At 40.1% G+C, this 20,022-nt stretch carries 22 protein-coding genes and 5 tRNA genes; 2 read left to right on the top strand and 25 right to left on the bottom strand.

Features of this window, described 5'->3' with window-relative positions:
• Positions 1–26: 26 nt before the first annotated feature.
• From rpoB to ACEQ81_RS17880, 25 genes are all read right to left on the bottom strand, one after another.
• Positions 27–3,836 (bottom strand): DNA-directed RNA polymerase subunit beta, encoded by a 3,810-nt coding sequence (gene rpoB / locus ACEQ81_RS18000; protein WP_411032314.1) that lies wholly within the window; start codon positions 3,834–3,836, stop codon positions 27–29.
• 128 nt (positions 3,837–3,964) lie between these two features.
• Positions 3,965–4,348, bottom strand: coding sequence for a 50S ribosomal protein L7/L12 (rplL, locus tag ACEQ81_RS17995; RefSeq protein ID WP_411032313.1), 384 nt, complete (start codon positions 4,346–4,348; stop codon positions 3,965–3,967).
• A gap of 50 nt (positions 4,349–4,398) precedes the next feature.
• A complete protein-coding gene (gene rplJ / locus ACEQ81_RS17990) occupies positions 4,399–4,917 on the bottom strand; it encodes a 50S ribosomal protein L10 (protein ID WP_411032312.1) in 519 nt (172 codons plus the stop codon).
• A gap of 21 nt (positions 4,918–4,938) precedes the next feature.
• The gene (rplA, locus tag ACEQ81_RS17985; RefSeq protein WP_411032311.1) at positions 4,939–5,628 is read right to left on the bottom strand and encodes a 50S ribosomal protein L1; all 690 of its coding nucleotides are present in this window, start codon (positions 5,626–5,628) and stop codon (positions 4,939–4,941) included.
• Between the two features lie 20 nt (positions 5,629–5,648).
• Positions 5,649–6,086 (bottom strand): 50S ribosomal protein L11, encoded by a 438-nt coding sequence (gene rplK, locus ACEQ81_RS17980; RefSeq protein WP_411032310.1) that lies wholly within the window; start codon positions 6,084–6,086, stop codon positions 5,649–5,651.
• A gap of 68 nt (positions 6,087–6,154) precedes the next feature.
• Positions 6,155–6,706, bottom strand: coding sequence for a transcription termination/antitermination protein NusG (gene nusG, locus ACEQ81_RS17975; RefSeq protein ID WP_411032309.1), 552 nt, complete (start codon positions 6,704–6,706; stop codon positions 6,155–6,157).
• Between the two features lie 9 nt (positions 6,707–6,715).
• Complete coding sequence (secE, locus tag ACEQ81_RS17970) at positions 6,716–6,904, bottom strand: preprotein translocase subunit SecE (protein ID WP_411032308.1); 189 nt, start codon at positions 6,902–6,904, stop codon at positions 6,716–6,718.
• 70 nt (positions 6,905–6,974) lie between these two features.
• Positions 6,975–7,050, bottom strand: a tRNA-Trp gene (locus ACEQ81_RS17965).
• 116 nt (positions 7,051–7,166) lie between these two features.
• Positions 7,167–8,354, bottom strand: coding sequence for an elongation factor Tu (gene tuf, locus ACEQ81_RS17960; protein ID WP_411032307.1), 1,188 nt, complete (start codon positions 8,352–8,354; stop codon positions 7,167–7,169).
• Between the two features lie 54 nt (positions 8,355–8,408).
• Positions 8,409–8,480, bottom strand: a tRNA-Thr gene (locus ACEQ81_RS17955).
• Positions 8,481–8,579: 99 nt separating this feature from the next.
• Positions 8,580–8,652 (bottom strand) — tRNA-Gly (locus ACEQ81_RS17950).
• A gap of 162 nt (positions 8,653–8,814) precedes the next feature.
• A tRNA-Tyr gene (locus ACEQ81_RS17945) sits at positions 8,815–8,896 on the bottom strand.
• A gap of 130 nt (positions 8,897–9,026) precedes the next feature.
• Positions 9,027–9,100: transfer RNA gene (locus ACEQ81_RS17940), tRNA-Thr, on the bottom strand.
• 100 nt (positions 9,101–9,200) lie between these two features.
• The gene (hpf, locus tag ACEQ81_RS17935) at positions 9,201–9,503 is read right to left on the bottom strand and encodes a ribosome hibernation-promoting factor, HPF/YfiA family (RefSeq protein ID WP_411032306.1); all 303 of its coding nucleotides are present in this window, start codon (positions 9,501–9,503) and stop codon (positions 9,201–9,203) included.
• A 44-nt stretch (positions 9,504–9,547) separates the two neighbouring features.
• Positions 9,548–10,438: a tyrosine-type recombinase/integrase gene (locus tag ACEQ81_RS17930; protein WP_411032305.1), complete on the bottom strand. Its 891-nt coding sequence runs from the start codon at positions 10,436–10,438 to the stop codon at positions 9,548–9,550.
• 94 nt (positions 10,439–10,532) lie between these two features.
• Positions 10,533–10,727, bottom strand: coding sequence for a 30S ribosomal protein S21 (gene rpsU / locus ACEQ81_RS17925; protein ID WP_411032304.1), 195 nt, complete (start codon positions 10,725–10,727; stop codon positions 10,533–10,535).
• 68 nt (positions 10,728–10,795) lie between these two features.
• Complete coding sequence (locus ACEQ81_RS17920; RefSeq protein WP_411032323.1) at positions 10,796–11,959, bottom strand: acyl-CoA dehydrogenase family protein; 1,164 nt, start codon at positions 11,957–11,959, stop codon at positions 10,796–10,798.
• A 10-nt stretch (positions 11,960–11,969) separates the two neighbouring features.
• Complete coding sequence (locus ACEQ81_RS17915) at positions 11,970–12,860, bottom strand: ComEA family DNA-binding protein (protein WP_411032303.1); 891 nt, start codon at positions 12,858–12,860, stop codon at positions 11,970–11,972.
• Positions 12,861–12,869: 9 nt separating this feature from the next.
• Positions 12,870–14,483 carry an alanine/glycine:cation symporter family protein gene (locus tag ACEQ81_RS17910; protein WP_411032302.1) on the bottom strand — a complete coding sequence of 538 codons (1,614 nt, stop codon included), beginning with the start codon at positions 14,481–14,483 and terminating at the stop codon, positions 12,870–12,872.
• A gap of 87 nt (positions 14,484–14,570) precedes the next feature.
• Positions 14,571–15,581 carry a potassium channel family protein gene (locus ACEQ81_RS17905; protein ID WP_411032301.1) on the bottom strand — a complete coding sequence of 337 codons (1,011 nt, stop codon included), beginning with the start codon at positions 15,579–15,581 and terminating at the stop codon, positions 14,571–14,573.
• Positions 15,582–15,583: 2 nt separating this feature from the next.
• Positions 15,584–15,811, bottom strand: coding sequence for a PspC domain-containing protein (locus ACEQ81_RS17900; protein ID WP_411032300.1), 228 nt, complete (start codon positions 15,809–15,811; stop codon positions 15,584–15,586).
• A 9-nt stretch (positions 15,812–15,820) separates the two neighbouring features.
• Positions 15,821–17,104 (bottom strand): DUF2851 family protein, encoded by a 1,284-nt coding sequence (locus ACEQ81_RS17895; protein ID WP_411032299.1) that lies wholly within the window; start codon positions 17,102–17,104, stop codon positions 15,821–15,823.
• Between the two features lie 58 nt (positions 17,105–17,162).
• Positions 17,163–17,474, bottom strand: coding sequence for a rhodanese-like domain-containing protein (locus ACEQ81_RS17890; protein ID WP_411032298.1), 312 nt, complete (start codon positions 17,472–17,474; stop codon positions 17,163–17,165).
• Positions 17,475–17,551: 77 nt separating this feature from the next.
• On the bottom strand, positions 17,552–18,157 hold the full coding sequence (locus ACEQ81_RS17885) for a thioredoxin family protein (protein WP_411032297.1): 606 nt from the start codon (positions 18,155–18,157) through the stop codon (positions 17,552–17,554).
• Positions 18,158–18,234: 77 nt separating this feature from the next.
• Positions 18,235–18,786 carry a redoxin domain-containing protein gene (locus ACEQ81_RS17880; RefSeq protein ID WP_411032296.1) on the bottom strand — a complete coding sequence of 184 codons (552 nt, stop codon included), beginning with the start codon at positions 18,784–18,786 and terminating at the stop codon, positions 18,235–18,237.
• A gap of 131 nt (positions 18,787–18,917) precedes the next feature.
• On the opposite strand from ACEQ81_RS17880, the gene ACEQ81_RS17875 reads away from it, so the two are divergent.
• Complete coding sequence (locus ACEQ81_RS17875; protein ID WP_411032295.1) at positions 18,918–19,364, top strand: MarR family winged helix-turn-helix transcriptional regulator; 447 nt, start codon at positions 18,918–18,920, stop codon at positions 19,362–19,364.
• Between the two features lie 4 nt (positions 19,365–19,368).
• Positions 19,369–20,001: an NAD(P)H-dependent oxidoreductase gene (locus ACEQ81_RS17870; RefSeq protein ID WP_411032294.1), complete on the top strand. Its 633-nt coding sequence runs from the start codon at positions 19,369–19,371 to the stop codon at positions 19,999–20,001.
• Positions 20,002–20,022 lie beyond the last annotated feature (21 nt).

The raw sequence follows: 20,022 nt of genomic DNA, 5'->3' as shown, positions 1-20,022 counted from the left end.
GATAATGAATTAATTGAGTATTTGTATTATTCTTCCAACCTGATGTCCAAACCTAAACCTTTAAGTTCGTGCATTAGTACGTTAAAAGATTCTGGTAAACCAGGCTCTGGCATTGTTTCTCCTTTAACGATAGATTCATAGGTTTTTGCCCTACCAATAACATCATCGGATTTAACCGTCAATATTTCCCTAAGGGTAGCGGAGGCACCGTATGCTTCTAGCGCCCATACTTCCATCTCTCCAAAACGCTGACCTCCAAATTGTGCTTTACCACCAAGAGGTTGTTGTGTAATAAGAGAGTAAGGTCCTATTGAACGGGCGTGCATTTTATCATCTACCATATGTCCTAATTTCAACATATAGATTACCCCAACAGTAGCGGGCTGATCAAAACGTTGTCCGGTTCCACCGTCATATAAGTACGTATGTCCAAACCTTGGGATACCTGCATCATCTGTATATCCATTGATTTGATCCAAGGTAGCCCCATCGAAAATTGGCGTACCAAATTTCTTGCCTAGTTTTAGTCCGGCCCAACCTAGAACAGTTTCGTAAATCTGGCCAATGTTCATACGCGAAGGTACTCCCAAAGGATTCAAAACGATATCTACAGGGGTTCCATCCTCTAAGAACGGCATATCTTCTTGGCGTACAATACGTGCAACGATACCTTTGTTACCATGGCGACCGGCCATTTTATCACCTACTTTAAGCTTACGCTTCTTAGCGATATATACTTTGGCCAATTTCATGATTCCTGCAGGAAGTTCATCACCAACTGAGATTGTAAACTTGTCTCTTCTAAGGTTACCCTGAAGGTCGTTAAGCTTAATCTTATAGTTGTGCAGAAGATCTGCCAATAGCGCATTGGTTGTTTTATCGGTGGTCCAACTACCCCCTACAAGGTGGGCAAAATCATCTACCGAATTCAACATTTTCATGGTGTATTTCTTACCTTTTGGAAGCACTTCTTCTCCCAAATCGTTTAATACACCCTGGGAAGTCTTGCCATTGATCAAGGCAAACAACTTCTCTACCAATACATCTTTAAGTTGTTGAAATTTAACTTCATATTCCATTTCCAATGAAGAAATGGCCTCTTTATCTTCGGAACGCTTACGCTTGTCCTTAACAGATCTAGAGAACAACTTTTTGTCTATTACAACACCTCTTAAAGATGGTGATGCCTTTAATGATGCATCTTTTACATCCCCGGCCTTATCACCAAATATTGCCCTAAGTAATTTTTCTTCCGGTGTAGGATCGGATTCCCCTTTAGGAGTAATCTTACCTATTAGGATATCACCTGGCTTAACTTCGGCACCAATGCGGATCATTCCATATTCATCCAAGTCCTTGGTTGCTTCTTCGGATACGTTGGGGATATCATTGGTAAGCTCTTCAGCCCCCAGTTTGGTATCCCTTACTTCCAAGGCGTATTCATCAATATGAATAGATGTGAAGATGTCCTCACGTACTACTTTTTCAGAAATTACAATAGCATCCTCAAAATTGTAACCTTTCCATGGCATAAAGGCCACTTTTAGGTTTCGTCCTAAGGCCAATTCACCTTTTTCAGTGGCATACCCTTCGCAAAGTACCTGTCCTTTTTTAACTTTATCGCCTTTTTTAACAATTGGCTTTAGGTTAATACTTGTACCTTGGTTGGTTTTGCGGAATTTTACCAGTTCATATGTTTTGGAATCTTCCTCAAAACTTACCAACTGCTCTTCTTCGGTACGCTTGTATTTTATCGTAATTATTTTAGAATCTACATATTCTATAACTCCATCACCTTCTGCATTGATCAAAACCCTAGAGTCTGAAGCCACCTGTCTTTCCAGACCGGTCCCCACTATGGGTGACTGCGGTTTCAACAAAGGAACTGCTTGGCGCATCATATTAGACCCCATCAAGGCACGGTTGGCATCATCATGTTCCAAGAAAGGAATCAATGAAGCCGAAATAGATGCAATTTGATTGGGAGCCACATCGGTATAGTTCACCTCAGAAGGATCTACCACAGGAAAATCGCCTTCTTCCCTTGCAATAACCTTTTCGCGATCTATCTGACCGTTTTCCTTCAAAGGGATGTTTGCCTGTGCAATTTTCATTCCTTCCTCTTCTTCGGCGCTCAAATAAGTATACTCCTCTGTATCTACCTTACCTTTTTCTACTTTTCTATAAGGGGTTTCCAAGAAGCCCATTGGATTCACTTTCGCAAAAACCGAAAGGGAAGAGATTAAACCAATATTTGGTCCTTCAGGGGTTTCAATAGGACAAAGTCTTCCGTAGTGGGTATAGTGTACATCACGTACCTCAAAACCGGCTCTTTCCCTCGAAAGTCCTCCTGGCCCTAAAGCGGAAAGCCTTCTCTTGTGCGTTATTTCTGCCAATGGATTGGTCTGATCCATAAACTGCGACAACTGGTTGGTCCCAAAGAATGAATTGATTACCGAAGATAGTGTCTTCGCGTTAATCAGATCGATGGGTGTAAACACCTCATTATCGCGTACGTTCATACGTTCGCGGATAGTTCTGGCCATACGGGCCAATCCTACACCAAATTGAGAAGACAATTGCTCGCCTACCGTTCTTACACGACGGTTGGAAAGGTGATCGATATCATCAATTTCTGCTTTGGAATTGATCAATTCGATCAAATATTTGATAATGGTAATGATATCTTCCTTGGTAAGAACCTGTTTGTCCATACCAATATCCAATCCTAACTTTTTGTTCATTCTATAACGTCCAACCTCTCCAAGGTTATAACGTTGATCGGAAAAGAACAACTTGTCTATAATACCTCTTGCCGTTTCTTCATCTGGCGGTTCGGCATTACGCAACTGTCTGTATATATGTTCAACGGCTTCCTTTTCAGAGTTCGTTGGATCTTTTTGCAAGGTATTATGGATAATGGCATAGTCCGATTGTGCATTGTTCTCTTTATGTAAGAGAATGGTTTTTACATCGGCTTCCAATATTTCGGCAATATGCTCCTTCTCCAAGACGGTATCGCGGTCTAGAACAATTTCGTTTCTTTCAATGGAAACCACTTCGCCTGTATCTTCGTCCACAAAATCCTCGTGCCATGTGTTCAAAACCCTTGCTGCCAATTTGCGGCCCAAGACTTTTTTAAGTCCGGCATTGGAAACTTTTATCTCTTCGGAAAGGTCAAAAATTTCCAAAATATCCTTATCTCGTTCAAAACCAATTGCACGGAACAAGGTGGTAACCGGTAGTTTTTTCTTCCTATCGATATACGCGTACATTACGCCGTTGATATCGGTAGCAAATTCTATCCAAGAGCCTTTAAATGGAATAACCCGTGCCGAATATAGTTTGGTACCATTGGCATGGAAAGACTGTCCAAAGAAGACACCTGGTGAACGGTGTAGCTGTGAAACTACAACACGTTCCGCTCCATTGATAACAAATGTACCACTGGGCGTCATATAGGGTATAGTACCCAAGTATACATCCTGAACTATGGTTTCAAAATCTTCGTGTTCCGGATCTGTACAAAACAATTTTAATCTTGCTTTTAACGGAACACTATAGGTAAGGCCTCGCTCTATGCATTCTTGGATGGAATACCTAGGTGGGTCTATAAAATAATCAAGAAATTCTAGTACGAATTGATTTCTAGTGTCGGTGATCGGGAAGTTTTCCATGAAGGTGTTGTACAATCCTTCATTGCCCCTCTCGTCAGATTTTGTTTCAAGTTGAAAGAAATCCTGAAATGATTTAATCTGAATGTCCAAGAAATCCGGATAATCCGGTATGTTCTTAGCGGATGCAAAACTTATTCTCTCAGTCTGATTTGTGAACATCAATGGACAAAATTTTGAAAGTGAATACTAAAGTGTCGTATATTACTTTATATACTATGTATAAAAGGGTTTAGGTCTAGCCACCAAATGTGGAAAGACCTAAACCAACTTAGTTATGGTTGTTGCTATTATTTAAGCTCAACTTCTGCTCCTGCTTCTTCTAGTGATTTTTTGATTCCTTCAGCTTCGTCTTTAGCAACACCTTCTTTTACAGCTTTTGGTGCGCTGTCAACAATATCCTTAGCATCTTTTAATCCCAAACCGGTCAATTCCTTAACCAATTTAACTACAGCAAGTTTAGAACCACCGGCTGCCGTCAAAATTACATCGAATTCTGATTTTTCCTCAGCGGCTTCTGCTTCTCCACCACCAGCGGCGGCACCACCGGCTACGGCAACGGCTGCAGCAGCAGGCTCTATACCATATTCTTCTTTTAATATATCGGCCAACTCATTTACTTCCTTTACGGTTAGGTTAACCAATTGTTCTGCGAAATCTTTTAAATCTGCCATTTTTCTATCGTTTAATAAAATTTTAAAATATAATTGTTTTTAGTGCGTACTTATTCTTTTTCTGATAATGTTTTAAGGATACCTGCAAGTTTACCTCCGCCAGACTTAAGTCCTGAGATAACATTTTTAGCAGGGGATTGCAACAATCCAATGATCTCTCCGATCATTTCTTCCTTGGACTTGATATTAACAAGGGTATCCAATTGCTCATCGCCCAAATATATTGCTTCTGCAATGAAAGCTCCTTTTAGCAAAGGCTTATCGGACTTCTTTCTGAAGCTTTTAATAAGTTTTGCGGGAACATTACCAGTTTCGGAAAACATTAAGGATGTATTACCTTTCAATACTTCCGGAAGTTCTCCAAAATCTTTTTCGGAAGCCTCCATGGCTTTCGCCAACAAGGTATTTTTAACTACCGCCAATTTAACATCTGCCTTAAAACAGGCTCTTCTTAAATCAGAGGTGGTTAAAGCATCCAAACCAGAAATGTCTGTTAAATATATCGTGGAATTATCCGCTAACTGTGCAGTTAAATCCTGTATTACGTTCGATTTTTCTTCTCTTGTCATAATAAAAACTTTAACTGCCTTTTAAGCGGTTTTTGGATCTAATTGAACACTTGGACTCATGGTACTGGATAAGTATACACTTTTCATATATACCCCTTTTGCCGCGGTTGGTTTCAACTTAACCAATGTGTCCAACAGTTCTTGTACATTGTCTGCAATCTTATCTGCTGAAAAAGAAGCTTTTCCAACTGCAGCATGCACAATTCCCGTCTTATCCACTTTAAAATCTATTTTACCGGCTTTTACATCGGATACGGCTTTTGCTATATCCATGGTTACCGTTCCGGTCTTTGGATTGGGCATTAGTCCCCTAGGACCCAATACACGTCCTAATGGGCCTAATTTTCCCATAACGCTTGGCATGGTGATGATAACATCAACATCGGTCCAACCGCTTTTTATTTTATCCAAATATTCGTCCAACCCTACAAAATCTGCTCCGGCCTCTTTGGCCTCTGCTTCTTTATCCGGGGTTACCAATGCCAAAACCTTAACATCCTTACCTGTTCCATGAGGAAGGGTAACAACGCCACGCACCATTTGATTTGCCTTACGCGGGTCTACACCCAAACGAATAGCCATATCTACTGATGCATCGAATTTTGCACTGGTTATTTCCTTTATCAAAGCGGAACCTTCTTCTATCGAATAGAGCTTATTCTTGTCTATTTTAGCGTGAGCTTCCTTTTGCTTTTTAGTTAATTTTGCCATTTTTAATTGCTTTTAAGATTTTAGAAAGGTCTTTTTCCCGAAACTTTAAGACCCATAGATCTTGCAGTACCTGCAACCATGCTCATAGCAGATTCTACGGTAAATGCATTAAGGTCTACCATTTTGTCCTCTGCGATCGTTTTTACTTGATCCCAGGATACGTTTCCAGATTTTACCCTGTTGGGTTCGCCCGATCCTTTTTTAACCTTTGCCGCTTCCAATAGCTGAACTGCCGCTGGCGGTGTCTTAACGACAAAGTCGAAAGACTTGTCCTTATATACCGTGATAACAACTGGCAATACTTTGCCCGGTTTGTCCTGTGTACGTGCGTTGAATTGCTTACAGAACTCCATGATGTTAACGCCGGCAGCACCTAAAGCGGGTCCGACCGGTGGCGACGGATTCGCTGCACCTCCCCTAACTTGTAGTTTAACTACTTTACTTACTTCTTTTGCCATTGTTTAAAATTAATTTTAAGCGTGTTTGTTGGAAGCAACACAGCTCATTAAATATGTAACAGTTTTTTTTATACTTTTTCTACTTGCATATAACTTAACTCCAAAGGTGTCTTTCTTCCAAAAATCTTCACCATCACCTCTAGCTTACGCTTTTCCTCATTTATTTTCTCTACGGTACCGTTGAAACCATTGAACGGGCCATCTATAACCTTAACAGTTTCACCCAAAACAAAAGGAATTGCCACACTGTCCGTATTTACGGCCAATTCATCGACTTTACCAAGCATTCTGTTCACCTCCGCTTTTCTAAGTGGCACAGGATCTCCTCCTTTTGTTTCTCCCAAAAACCCAATAACATTGGTAATGGAACGTATAATATGTACCATTTCTCCACCTAAATTGGCTTTGATCATTATATAACCTGGGAAATATACACGCTCTTTATTAATTTTCTTTCCGTTTCGGATTTGGACTACCTTCTCCGTTGGCACCAAAACATCTTCTAAGTAATCACCAAAACCCAAACGGGCAACTTCACTTTCTATGTAGCCTTTGATTTTGTTTTCCTGACCACTGACTGCCCTTACCACATACCATTTTTTTTCCAATACTTCCGACATAGGACCAGCTTAGTTTAAAATATTATTGAAATAGAGTTGTATAAGCTCACTAAAAACAGTGTCCACTCCCCATGTTGCCAAGGCGAATAAAATGGAAAAAACAGCTACGACCACCATAAGGTTTGAAGATTCTGCCTTGGAAGGAAGCGTAACATTGTTTGTAAGTTCTTCTATGGACTCCTTTATATATGTGAACATATCTCTATAATTTTCTTTGGTATTTACAACACGACTTAAAGTCGAACCATACACTCTCAATTCTCAATTCTGGCACGGGAGGAGAGGCTCGAACTCCCGACACCTGGTTTTGGAGACCAGTGCTCTACCAACTGAGCTACACCCGTTTGTGAATGCGCTACCTCCCGATAATTATCGGGATGAGCTACACCCGTTTATATTTACATTGAAAGGTATCCCGCCGAAACGGAACACCCTCAATGCACTAATACCCTAAAGTTTATTAATCTAAAATTTTGGTAACCTGACCAGCACCTACTGTTCTACCACCCTCACGGATTGCAAAACGTAGACCTTCGCTCAATGCAATAGGCTGAATCAAATCAACAATAATGGTAAGGTTATCACCTGGCATTACCATTTCAACCCCACTAGGAAGATTAATATTCCCTGTTACATCCGTAGTTCTTACATAGAACTGTGGACGATAATTGTTATGGAAAGGAGTATGTCTACCACCTTCTTCTTTTTTAAGGATATAAACCTCTGCCTCAAATTTGGCATGTGGCTTAACAGAACCTGGCTTACAAATAACCATTCCCCTTTTAATATCGGTTTTTTCAATACCTCTCAACAAGATACCTACATTATCTCCGGCCTCACCTCTATCCAATATCTTACGGAACATCTCAACACCAGTAACAGTAGAACTTAACTTCTCTGCACCCATACCAATGATATCAACTGCATCACCTGTATTGGCAACACCAGTTTCTATACGACCGGTAGCAACAGTACCACGTCCTGTAATGGTAAATACATCCTCTACAGGCATTAAGAAATCTTTATCTACGTCCCTTTTAGGTAATTCTATCCACTCATCAACGGCAGTCATTAATTCCATAACTGTATCTACCCATTTTTGCTCCCCGTTAAGGGCACCTAGGGCAGAACCTGCAATAACAGGTCCGTTATCACCATCATACTCGTAGAAGGACAATAATTCCCTTATTTCCATTTCAACAAGTTCCAAAAGCTCTTCATCATCTACCATATCCACTTTGTTCATGAAGACAACTATTCTTGGAATACCTACCTGACGTCCTAAAAGGATGTGCTCACGAGTTTGTGGCATAGGTCCATCCGTGGCCGCAACCACCAAGATAGCACCGTCCATTTGGGCAGCACCGGTAACCATGTTCTTAACATAATCCGCGTGACCAGGACAATCAACATGAGCATAGTGACGATTTGCTGTTGAATACTCCACGTGTGAAGTGTTGATTGTAATACCTCTTTCTTTTTCCTCAGGAGCGTTATCGATAGATTCGAAGCTTCTCAATTCGGACAATCCAGCGTTTGCCAATACCGTGGTAATAGCAGCGGTCAATGTAGTTTTACCGTGATCTACGTGTCCAATAGTACCAATATTTAAGTGCGGTTTGGAACGATCAAAAGTTTCCTTTGCCATGTTTAATTAATTTTAATCTTAGTTTATATTAGTGTACAAATTATCTTCTATTTGAGCCAATGACGAGATTTGAACTCGTGACCTCTTCCTTACCAAGGAAACGCTCTACCCCTGAGCTACACCGGCGTAAAGTGTTGAATCTTCACCCTATGACCATGTACGTCAACATCACAGAACTTAAAGATCCCTGCCTTCGCAGGAATGACATTGCTGTCAAAATTTTAGAGCGGGAGACCGGGTTCGAACCGGCGACATTCAGCTTGGAAGGCTGACGCTCTACCAACTGAGCTACTCCCGCATTTTTTTTGGAAAAACCAAAAAACAAATCAAAATTTCAAATACCAAGAACTACATCTGGCCATCTCAATATAATCTGTCCGCTTAACAACGAACCTTAATTATATTACCAGTGGATTTTTAAAGCGCAATGCCGAAAACAGAGACACTTTAAAATTCCGTGTGGGGAGAGCAGGATTCGAACCTGCGAAGACATAGTCAGCAGATTTACAGTCTGCCCTCGTTGGCCGCTTGAGTATCTCCCCAAAAGCTATTTTACTGAACGTACAAATCATTAGAGGACCTCTTTCCCTTACACTCTGGGACCAATCTTCGACCCTCTAACCCAACTCTTTTAAAATCCAGGAAAAAAACCATTTTCCTTTTCTTAAATCGAGCCGATGGAGGGACTCGAACCCACGACCTGCTGATTACAAATCAGCTGCTCTAGCCAGCTGAGCTACATCGGCTTTTCAAAGCCTTTTAAGCATAAAAAAGTCCGCTATTTCTAACGGACTGCAAATGTAGATAATTATTTTTTTAATCAAAACAATTTTTGAAAAATTTTAGTTAGGCCTGAAGCCTTAATTTTTGCTTTCTTTTTTTTAAACTTCTTTCTAAAGAATTACAAGCGGAATCCACTGCTTCCTCAAAAGATTTACATTGCTTTTTTACCACAAATTTATCTTTTGGAACATGAACTTTGATTTCAACTATTTTATTTTCTTTTGAACTTGTGTTCACTACCTTTAAATATACGTCCGAACTTATCACCTTATCATAAAAAAGTTCCAACTTATCCAACCTTCCCTGAACGAAATCCAAAAGCTTACTGTCAGCATTGAAATTCACCGATTGCGCATTTACCTTCATAAAATGAAATTTTAAGAGTTAAACAATGTATACTAACGAAAAAATTATTCCTTGCTCCTAGGATGAGCCAGTGAATGAATCTTTTTAAGTTCAGCGATACTATTATGGGTATAGACCTGGGTAGATGCCAAACTTGAATGACCCAACAACTCCTTAACCGAGTTTAGGTCCGCTCCCTTATTAAGTAAATGAGTCGCAAAGGTGTGCCTTAGAATATGGGGACTCTTCTTTACCTTTGAGGAGACTAGACTAAAATACCCATTAATTATTCTATAAACAAGGGTTTCATAAATTTTGTTTCCAGCGGCCGTTAAAAAAATATGGTCCACCTCGGTATCTTGATTTAGCATGCTTCTCTGTTCAAAATAAGCAGTAACCAAGACAAGCGTGGATGGCAATAAGGGTACTATGCGCTCCTTGTTTCTCTTGCCCAATACCTTTAGGGTCCTTCCGGTCATATCCAAATCCTTCAACCTTAGGTTGATCAACTCCGACCGGCGTATCCCAGTGGTGTACAACAACTCTATGATCAGCTTGTCCCTAGTACCTTCAAAGTCATTTTTAAAAGGTATTTGGGATAATATTTCCTGCATTTCAGATTCGGAAAAAGGAACTTCAATTTTTTTGGAAGTCTTTAGCGCCTTGTGCTTGGCCAGTGGACTAGCGTCAATTCTTTCAATGTTTTGAAGAAATTTATAATAGGCTTTTAGGGATGCCATTTTGCGGTTAATGGTCCTATTTGCAATGTTACGATCTACCAGATTTATTATCCAGCTTCTAATTATCGTATAGTCTACATCATCTATAGAACCCAGTGTATATTGATCGGAACAAAATAAAGCAAACTCCTGAATGTCTTTTTCATAGGCCGACACTGTATGTACCGAATAATTCTTCTCTAAAGACAAATAAGAAATAAAAGATGCTAAGGCCATAAAACAAAGTTAAGCCTTTGTGATGATAAAAAAGGAATCCCGCATACCGATAATTATCAGTAGCGGGATCGCTTATACTATACTTATAAAAGTATTATATATCTTCTTGGTCTCGTAAGCCTTGGATATACTGTGCCTTTTGCACTTGGGCCCTTCTTTCTACAGAGGGTTTTGTGAACTGTTGACGTTTTCTCAACTGGCGCATGGTACCCGTTCTATCAAACTTTCGTTTGAAGCGCTTTAAAGCCCTATCGATGTTTTCTCCTTCTTTTACTGGTATTATTAACATTGGCTACAACCTCCTTTCTTTATGATTTAAGAGTGCAAATATAAAAGTAATAAATGAAATAGGTGAAATTATTTTAAAATATTCTTTGCAATGACCACCTTTTGTATTTCCGTGGTGCCCTCCCCTATCGTACAAAGTTTTGCATCCCTATAAAATTTCTCAACAGGAAAATCCTTTGTATACCCATAGCCGCCATGAATTTGAACGGCCTCATTGGCAACTTTTACGCAAACTTCGGAGGCATACATTTTGCTCATAGCACCAAATTTGGTCATATCCCGGCCTTCATTTTTAAGAAACCCCGCCTTGTGCAACAGCAATTCCGATGCTTCTATCTCCGTGGCCATATCAGCGAGTTTGAAGGATATTCCTTGAAATTGGCTTATCGGTTTTCCAAACTGTACCCTTTCTTTGGAATATTTTAAAGCGGCTTCATAAGCGCCTTTTGCAATTCCTAGGGAAAGTGCACCAATGGATATTCTTCCGCCATCTAAAACCTTCATGGATTGTACAAACCCATCACCTATTTTTCCAAGACGATTTTCATCGGGAATTTTGCAGTTATCAAATACCAGTTCTGCCGTTTCGCTTGCACGCATACCTAGTTTATCTTCCTTTTTACCACTTGTGAAGCCCGGAGTTCCTTTTTCAACCACAAAGGAAGTCATTCCACGACTATCTCCTTTTTCCCCGGTTCTGGCAACAACTACGGCTATATCACCGCTTTTACCATGTGTAATAAAATTTTTGGCTCCATTAAGGACCCAGCTATCCCCATCCTTAACAGCCGTGGTACTCATTCCCCCGGCATCCGACCCCGTGTTGTGTTCCGTTAGTCCCCAGGCACCGATCCATTCTGCCGTTGCCAATTTAGGAATCCATCGCTGCTTTTGGGCATCGCTACCGAAAGAAAGGATATGGTTGGTGCATAAGGAATTATGCGCAGCCAAGGAAAGACCTATGGCAGGATCTACTTTAGAGATTTCTTCTATGATTGCGATATATTCGTGATAACCAAGTCCCGAGCCTCCTAAAGACTCTGGTACCAGCACACCCATGAAACCCATTTCTCCGGCTTTCTTAAAGACTTCTACAGGAAAAACTTGCGCCTCGTCCCATTCCATAACATGGGGTCTTATGTATTGCTCTGCAAATTCCTTTGCGGAAGCGGCGACCATTTGCTGGGTCTCCGAGTAATCAAAATTAACTGTAGACATAGTATCTATAATCATCATAGCAATTTTATAGGCTCAAATATAATTTAATTCTATCAATCTTATTGGATGGGAAATCTTCTATTTGCATTAATTCGTCAAAATTGCTAATTGTACCCACATTATTGCGATAGTTTACTATTCGTTCCGCTACCGAATAGGTAATGTACACCAATTTTGAAATCTTTGCTACAGATGCTGTGTTGATATTGATCTGTTGAATGCTTGGGGCAGTCCTCACTTCAAACTTCGCTAAGGCCCTTTTTACAACAACAGAATCTAGGCCATAAACATCATAAAGCTGATCGCTCACTAAAAAACCGCCCAACCGGTCTCTAAACTTTACTATCCGTTTGGATAATTTGTCTCCAATTCCGTTAACAACTCTCAGCTCCTCCACAGAAGCGGTATTTATATCTTTGGGCCATGGTCCCCTCCCTATACTTTTAGGGTAAGATTCTGATTGCCCTGTGCTTATTTTAGAAGCGGTACGTTTAGGTACCGATTTCCATTTCGGAAATTTAAAAAATGGTTTCAGAGCCTGTAACAAGGAATCGGATACTAAGGTGACCTGCTGAAATTCTTCAACGGAGTTTACATAACTGCCTCCCATTCTAAACTTGTGCAAACGGTCTATTTCTTCAGGGGTAAGTCCTAACATATAACCTTTATAATCTGATATAAAATTTGGATTATACCTACGGAACACAGGGGTGTTCGTCGTTAAACTTTCCTTTTTAAGACTGTCCACAACACGCTGCAAAACGTCATCAACCAAAACCCTTGTTTCGGTAGGCGAATAGGGTAGGTTCTTGTAATAGAGATGCAACCCTTGAAGCACAAGAATAATGAGCAGTAAAAAGAAAATCCCACTGCGTTCTTGCTTGTTGAACTTAAAGTGGGATTTAAAATTTTTCAATAATTGTTCTTATTTTGAAATAGCTTTTATTGCGTCCAGATATTTTATAAGTTCTTCTTTCACTTTAGGGAAAAGAATGAGCAACCCTATCATGTTAGGAAAGACCAACGCCAGGATCATTGCATCAGAGAAAGCAAAAACGGCTCCCATGGATGCAGAAGCTCCTATTATGATAAATGCCACGAATAATAGTTTATAGCACATATCTGCCATTTTACCTCTACCAAAAAGATATTTCCAAGACTGTAGTCCGTAATAAGACCAAGAGATCATAGTAGATATGGCAAATAGCACTACGGCTAATGTAAGCACATAAGGAAACCAGGGTATCACGGATTCAAATGCCATAGAGGTTAAGTTAACACCTCCCATGGACACGCCATCAACAATTACACTCCCGGCACCATCACCTCCATATTCAAAGATACCCCCGCTATTGAAGAAAATTATCACCAGGGCGGTCATTGTGCAGATAACCACGGTATCTATAAAAGGTTCCAACAGTGCAACGATGCCCTCACTGGCAGGATATTTTGTCTTTACCGCCGAATGCGCTATTGCGGCAGAACCTGCTCCTGCTTCATTGGAGAATACTGCTCTTCTAAAACCAACGATCAATACCCCGAACAAACCGCCCAAGCCAGCTTCTGGAGTAAACGCTCCTGAAAAAATAAGGCCAAAGGCATCATCTATATAGGAATAATTGGCAAAAATTACGATTAAGCAAGCCACGGCATAAATACCGGCCATAAAGGGAACTATTTTTTCTGTTACAGAGGCTATTCTTTTAATACCGCCAATGATTACGATACCCACTACCACGGCCAACACTACACCGATAATAAAACCGGTAGAGCCACCCTGCAGTCCCATCATAGCTGCCAATTGTTCGGCTGCCTGATTGGATTGAACTGCATTGCCGCCACCAAAGGAAGCACCAACACATAACACAGCAAAAACAACGGCCAAGGCTTTTCCCAAGCGGGTATAACCCTTTGCTTTGAGTCCTCTGGACAGATAGTACATGGGACCGCCATATACGGTACCGTTCTCATCTATATCTCTATACTTTACACCTAAGGTACATTCCACAAACTTTGTGGACATACTCAGCAATCCACAGACAATCATCCAAAAGGTGGCTCCAGGGCCTCCTATAGCTATAGCCAACGCCACCCCTGCAATGTTCCCGAGACCAACCGTACCGGATACCGCCGTTGCCAGCGCCTGAAAATGACTTACTTCTCCTTCCTTACTCTCATCCCTTATGGTATCTGGTAGATCGCCATCAACAATATTGACATCGGACTTTTCAACTCCATGGCCTTCCTCTCCCTCAACATCGTCATATTTGCCTCTAACAACACCTATGGCCAGTGGAAATCTTCTAATATTAATAAAACCAAAATACAGTGTAAAAAACGTTGCGCCAAGTACTAAGATAATCACCACCAATGGAATTCCCGTACCGGGAACCTGCCAAAAAACGATACCTTCCCACACCGCTGTTATTGGTTCGAACCACGCATTTATACGTTCGTCCAGTCCCATATCACTTGTCTCCTGGGCAAAGGTAGAAAAGGGGGTTATTAAAGCGATGATAGCAAGAAGTACATACTTCATAATTATTGTTTTTGGTTTAATTTTTAGTTTGTAAAGGCAACAATATCCAAAAAATATTCAATCCAATCAAATATTGTTTTCGAAATGTCATTGGCGGATATGGAACACTTCATTCAATTTTTCAATCTGCTCGGGCCTTCCCAGCACAATGACCTTGCTTTTGGGTTGCAGTTGTAAATCTGCCTCCGGATTAATGATGTAATTACCGTTTGGTTCTATATATCCTATTATGGTACATCCTGTTTTTTGTCTAAGGTTTAAATCGCGTAGGGAATTGCATTCTACCTGATCTGCAAAATCTTCGATGGCCACTTCTTCCAGATTTGTAGTATGCACGCCCTCTACGGAAAGTTTATCCATAAACGTTATTAAATCGGGCATTACCACCAGCGATGCCATATGATCACCTCCAATTTTATCGGGCATTATTACTTTGTTCGCTCCTGCCAATTCCAACTTTTTCTGGGAGGTAATCAAAGAAGCCCTACTAATAATAAAAAGGTTTTTATTTAGTTGTCTGGCAGAGAGCACTACAAACAAGTTGGCAGCATCATCTGGCATGGCGGCAATTAGATATTGCGCCCTTTCTATCCCTGCCTCCTTTAAAACCTCATCATCATTGGCATCGCCTTCCACAAAAAGTATGTCCGCTTCATGTTTTTCAATGACTTCCTTATTTCTCTCTATTACAACGAATGGCCTTTTGTAGGCATTGAGGCGCTCTCCTGCCTGTGCACCATTTCGGCCATATCCACAGACAATTACATGGTTGACTAAACTATTGATCTTATTTTTCACTTTTTTCTTTTTTAGCAGTTGAAGCGAATTTCTACCCAAAATGTACTCGGTAATTACCGAAATAGCAAAGGCAAATATGAAAACGCTGGATATAATTAAAAATACGGTAAAGATCTTAGCTTCAATGCTCAGGGGCTTTACTTCGGAAAAACCCACCGTGGTCACCGTAATAACGGTCATGTAAAAAGCATCGAGCCAAGAGAAATCAGATAGGAACCGATACCCTAGCACCCCTAGAAACAAAACAAGCACCATTAACGTAAGTGCGATGTATATTTTTGAACGGAAGAGTTTAATCATAATCAGAGGTCAAAAACAGAGGTTCGTTTGGTATAGACAAGATCTTTGATCCGAAGCCAAAAAGCCAAAAACAAATAGAGGGCAAAACCGAAACCTAGGGTAACGAATGTTAAATAAATAAAAGAAGTGCGCACTACCCTAGTACGTATCCCCAACCTTTCCGCTATACGCCTGCACACCTCAAAACCCCTTTTTTGGAAGTAATATAGTATTTTGTAGAAGAGATTCATTTTCTAAAATTAACTATTTCCATTTAATAAACGTGTACCAATGGCACATTGAAGACATTTATTCTTGCTGCAGTATGCGTTAAATAGTTGTAATATGGCCTGACTGTCCATGGCACTTTTTACGTTAACACCAAAATCCTCAAAATTAAGGATAACCCTGTTTCGTTCTTTTTTTAAACCCGAAATTATTTTTACAATATCCTCATTGACTTCCGTACCGGTCTCTTGGCCATAGCAAAATTTTAAAGGCAGTATGGTGTTTATAACAATTAGGTCCACAAAACTTTTTGTAAGCTTCTTTTTATTTTTTCCAGAGGATTTGCCAAAGGTAAAATGGGTGGTCCAATAGCTACTGGCCTCAATTTGGAAAATATCATAAACGGCATCCAAAGTAGAAGCCTCTATAATCTGACTGAATAAATTTGGCTGTTTTGCATACAGGTTTGCAAGCTGGGACAACCGTATCGTAGGGAAGTTAAGTGGCCTAAGTTTAAAAAAATCTGGTTGTTGCACCCCTATTGCCGTTAGATTAAATTTGTTCTGTAAGTACCGATATTCCTTTTTTAATTCCTGATGATATAAGTCCGCATCGGAATCGGGTTGTAGTAATCCGGCAAGCCCCATTAAAACACTTTCCAATTGAAACGCATTCTGACTAATTTTACGAACTATTGAAAAATCAACGGCTTTGCCAATACTCAAAAAGGAATCTCCATTGATCTTCGAACCAAAATTCTTTAATAACAACAAAAAAAGAACCTGCTCCCAGTCATTTTTGGACCGAGCCATCAAATGCTTAACCAGGTCCGACTTTTGTTCTAACCGTTCAAAATACAATCGCTCTAGCCAATTCCCTAACAAAAAGGAATCGATTTTTCCAATTTCCCTTTCACAATTGATATATGAGATGTCCTTTTTATCGAACAAAGTTTTGTAAGCTTGTATCACGTCCGTGGTAATATAGCTGCGTAACTCTAAAGTGGGCAATTCCGAGTTGTCTTTTCTAAATATATCGATATCGTCTTCCCATACCACATGTAAGATTACGTTATTATAGCTGGGATCTTTTTCATGTCCATGAGCGTACCAGTCCGATGATTTTAAGTGAATCTCCACATTTCCGGCCCATACCTGATTATGTATCTTTACTTTGGCATTGAAGAAATCAGGGCCTGCCAGATAATTATGAAAACCAACGTCCAATATGGTCACGGTTTCACCTTTAGAGGTAAACAAATCCTCTAGTTGGAGTTTTTTATATTTCCAAACAAAATGCAGTAGGTCTTCGCGCATAAATGGTCTTTAATAACCCCTTTGGGAGAAAGGTTATTGCAGTGAAGTAATTAAGTGGTTATTCCTGTACCTCTCCTTCCCATTCCGAAAAACCGCCTTCGAGGTTATTGGTATTTGCAAAACCAACGCTGTTCATTATGGCACAAGCCTGTGCGCTACGGTTGCCAGACCTACAATATACATAGTAGTTTTTGGTCTTGTCCAATTTCTCCAACCCATCCAAAAACCCTTGCCCCAAATAAATATCTATGTTGGTAGCATTAGGAATAAAGCCTTCCTCCACTTCTTCCGGAGTACGTACGTCCAGTATAAAGGCATTTGGGTCGTTCTTTAACTGCTCTTCCCATTCTTCTTGCGATAAATCTGCCATAGTAGTTTGTTTTTTGAATTGCAAAAATAAAAATCCGAAGCAAATACTTCGGATTTTAGGACCTATATTTTAAATTATTATGCTTTTATGGAACAACCTATTGCCTTTGTTGTCTCCACTTCTATGGCATTACCACTTAACATGGCGTCTACGGCGTTTTCTACATATTTGGTCTCTACCTCGTTGGCATCGGAATAATTGTCGTCTATAGTACCTATATATCTTACTTTGTTTCCAGCGTTGGTTTTTTCCAGTAGAAAAACATGCGGGGTCCTAGTAGCCCCATACTGTGGATAAACCGTTTGCCCCTCATCTAAAAGATAGGGAAAAGTAAAACCCTTTTCCGCCGCACGCACCTTCATACGTTCATAACTGTCGGAAGGTTGTTTTGCGGGGTTGTTAGGGTTAATGGCAATTACAGGTACCCCCAAAGGTTTGTACTTTACATCTAAAGCAATTATACGGTCTTCATAAGCCACCGCATAAGGACAGCTATTGCATGTAAAAATGACCAAAAAACCCTTGGCATCATCATAATCCGATAATGACACTTTATTTCCGTCAATATTTATAAGGGAGAAATCCGTAGCGATATCTCCAACTGCGTAGCCCGGCGGGTACTCGCTAAAGGCGCCAAGGAGCAGTACTAAGGAGATTAACAAGATGTTTTTTAGCGTTTTCATTTTTTAAAGCTTTATGGTTAAACAGTTCAGTGAGTAGATATGGATATCGTGGAGAGCAATGCGGAATGGCCTTCCTCTCATCCTTTTTCCATCACAAACTCATCTAAATTCTTTTTTAAGGTTTCATATGTAAACGGTTCATCAAAAAAAATTCGTTTTTTCGCATTATAAATTAATGTGGCGGGTATGGCACCGGACCAATCCGCATCTACCTTGGGTATCCAGGTATTTTGCTTTGTATCATCCAAAATAACCACTTTGGATTTCAACTGCTTTTCCTTTAAAAAGGGCACCAAATGTGTAGTCCACATTTTGGGCATATCCAAACTAACAAGGATTACTTCAACGTTATTGTCCTTCTGTTCGGAATGTATCCTTTCAAAATGAGGCAATTCCTTTACACAGGGGGCACACCAAGTAGCCCAAAAATTAATGACATAGGTCTTTTCATCTTTAAAGTGTAACATGGGTTCCAAGCCATCAAAATCGTAAATAGGCAAATCTACCTCCTTGGCCGCGGTAGTTTTATCCAAAGCTACGTCCGTTATTTCGGAGTTATTTTCATTGTTCTTGACCTGCTTACAGGAAAACCCAAGCATTAACACTAAAACTATAAGTAATTTATTCATTTAAAACAACTTAGAAGATAAATTTAAACATAGCTTTTAGAGCTTATTTAAATTTAACACAAAATTAGTAGTTATAGGTTAGGAAGTTGGAGATAATCCTATACATTTGTATATACAATTGTTGTAGTGACATGAATGTAGAAAAAATCATTAAGACAGATAAAAAGATTCCTTTACCAAAGAGGACGATCATACATTTGTTTTTGGTCCATAATAAGACCAATGAAATGTTTGCCAAGGCCCTTAAACCTTTCGAAATTTCACAACAGCAATTTAACGTACTGCGTATTTTAAGAGGTCAGCAAGGAAAACCGGCCAATCTATCTACCATTAACGACCGTATGGTTAGTAAAATGAGTAATACCACAAGGCTGGTAGACAAGCTTATTTGTAGAGGCCATGTAGAGCGCATGGTATGTGAGGCAAACCGGAGAAAAGTAGAAATTACGATTACCCAGCAAGGCCTGGATGCGTTATCCGAGATGGATAAGGAAATGGCCAATACCGAGAAGCAAGTCTTACAACGCTTCTCACATAAAGAACTTGAACAATTAAATAAACTATTGGATAAATTTTAAAACGATGAGTAATTATATTGATAGCCTAAACTGGCGTTACGCCACCAAAAAATTTGACCCCTCCAAAAAGATTGCAAAAGCAGATTTAGAGACGCTTTTGGAAGCGGTAAGGTTAAGTGCCTCTTCTTATGGGCTTCAGCCCTATCAAATATTGGTGATAACCGATCCCGAAATAAGGGAAAAGTTAAAACCTGTATCCTGGGGCCAGTCCCAAATTACAGATGCCTCACATTTAATTGTGTTCGCCAATAACACAGTGGTGGACGAAAACTTAATGGATGGCTACATTAAAAACGTAAGCAACACCCGAGGTATCCCACAAGAAGAACTTCAAGGTTATGGGGATTTTATGAAGTCGAAGTTATTGGATCTAACGGAAGAGCAGCGCTTAAGCTGGACAAGCAGACAAGTCTACTTGGCCCTTGGAAACCTCCTTTCTGCAGCGGCCCTATTAAAAATAGATACCTGCCCCATGGAAGGTTTTGAAGCCGAAAAGTACAACGAAATACTGGGGCTAAAGGAAAAAGGGTTAAACGCTGCCGTTGTGGCCACCATAGGGTATAGGTCCGAAGAAGATACTACACAACATTATAAGAAGGTGCGGCGATCTAAAGAAGAATTATTTACACATATATAAATCACAACACAGTAACAATCA

This window comes from Spongiimicrobium sp. 3-5 (assembly GCF_046557915.1).
Taxonomy (GTDB): Bacteria; Bacteroidota; Bacteroidia; order Flavobacteriales; family Flavobacteriaceae; genus JBHEBG01.
This window is presented reverse-complemented; position numbering and strand designations above follow the sequence as displayed.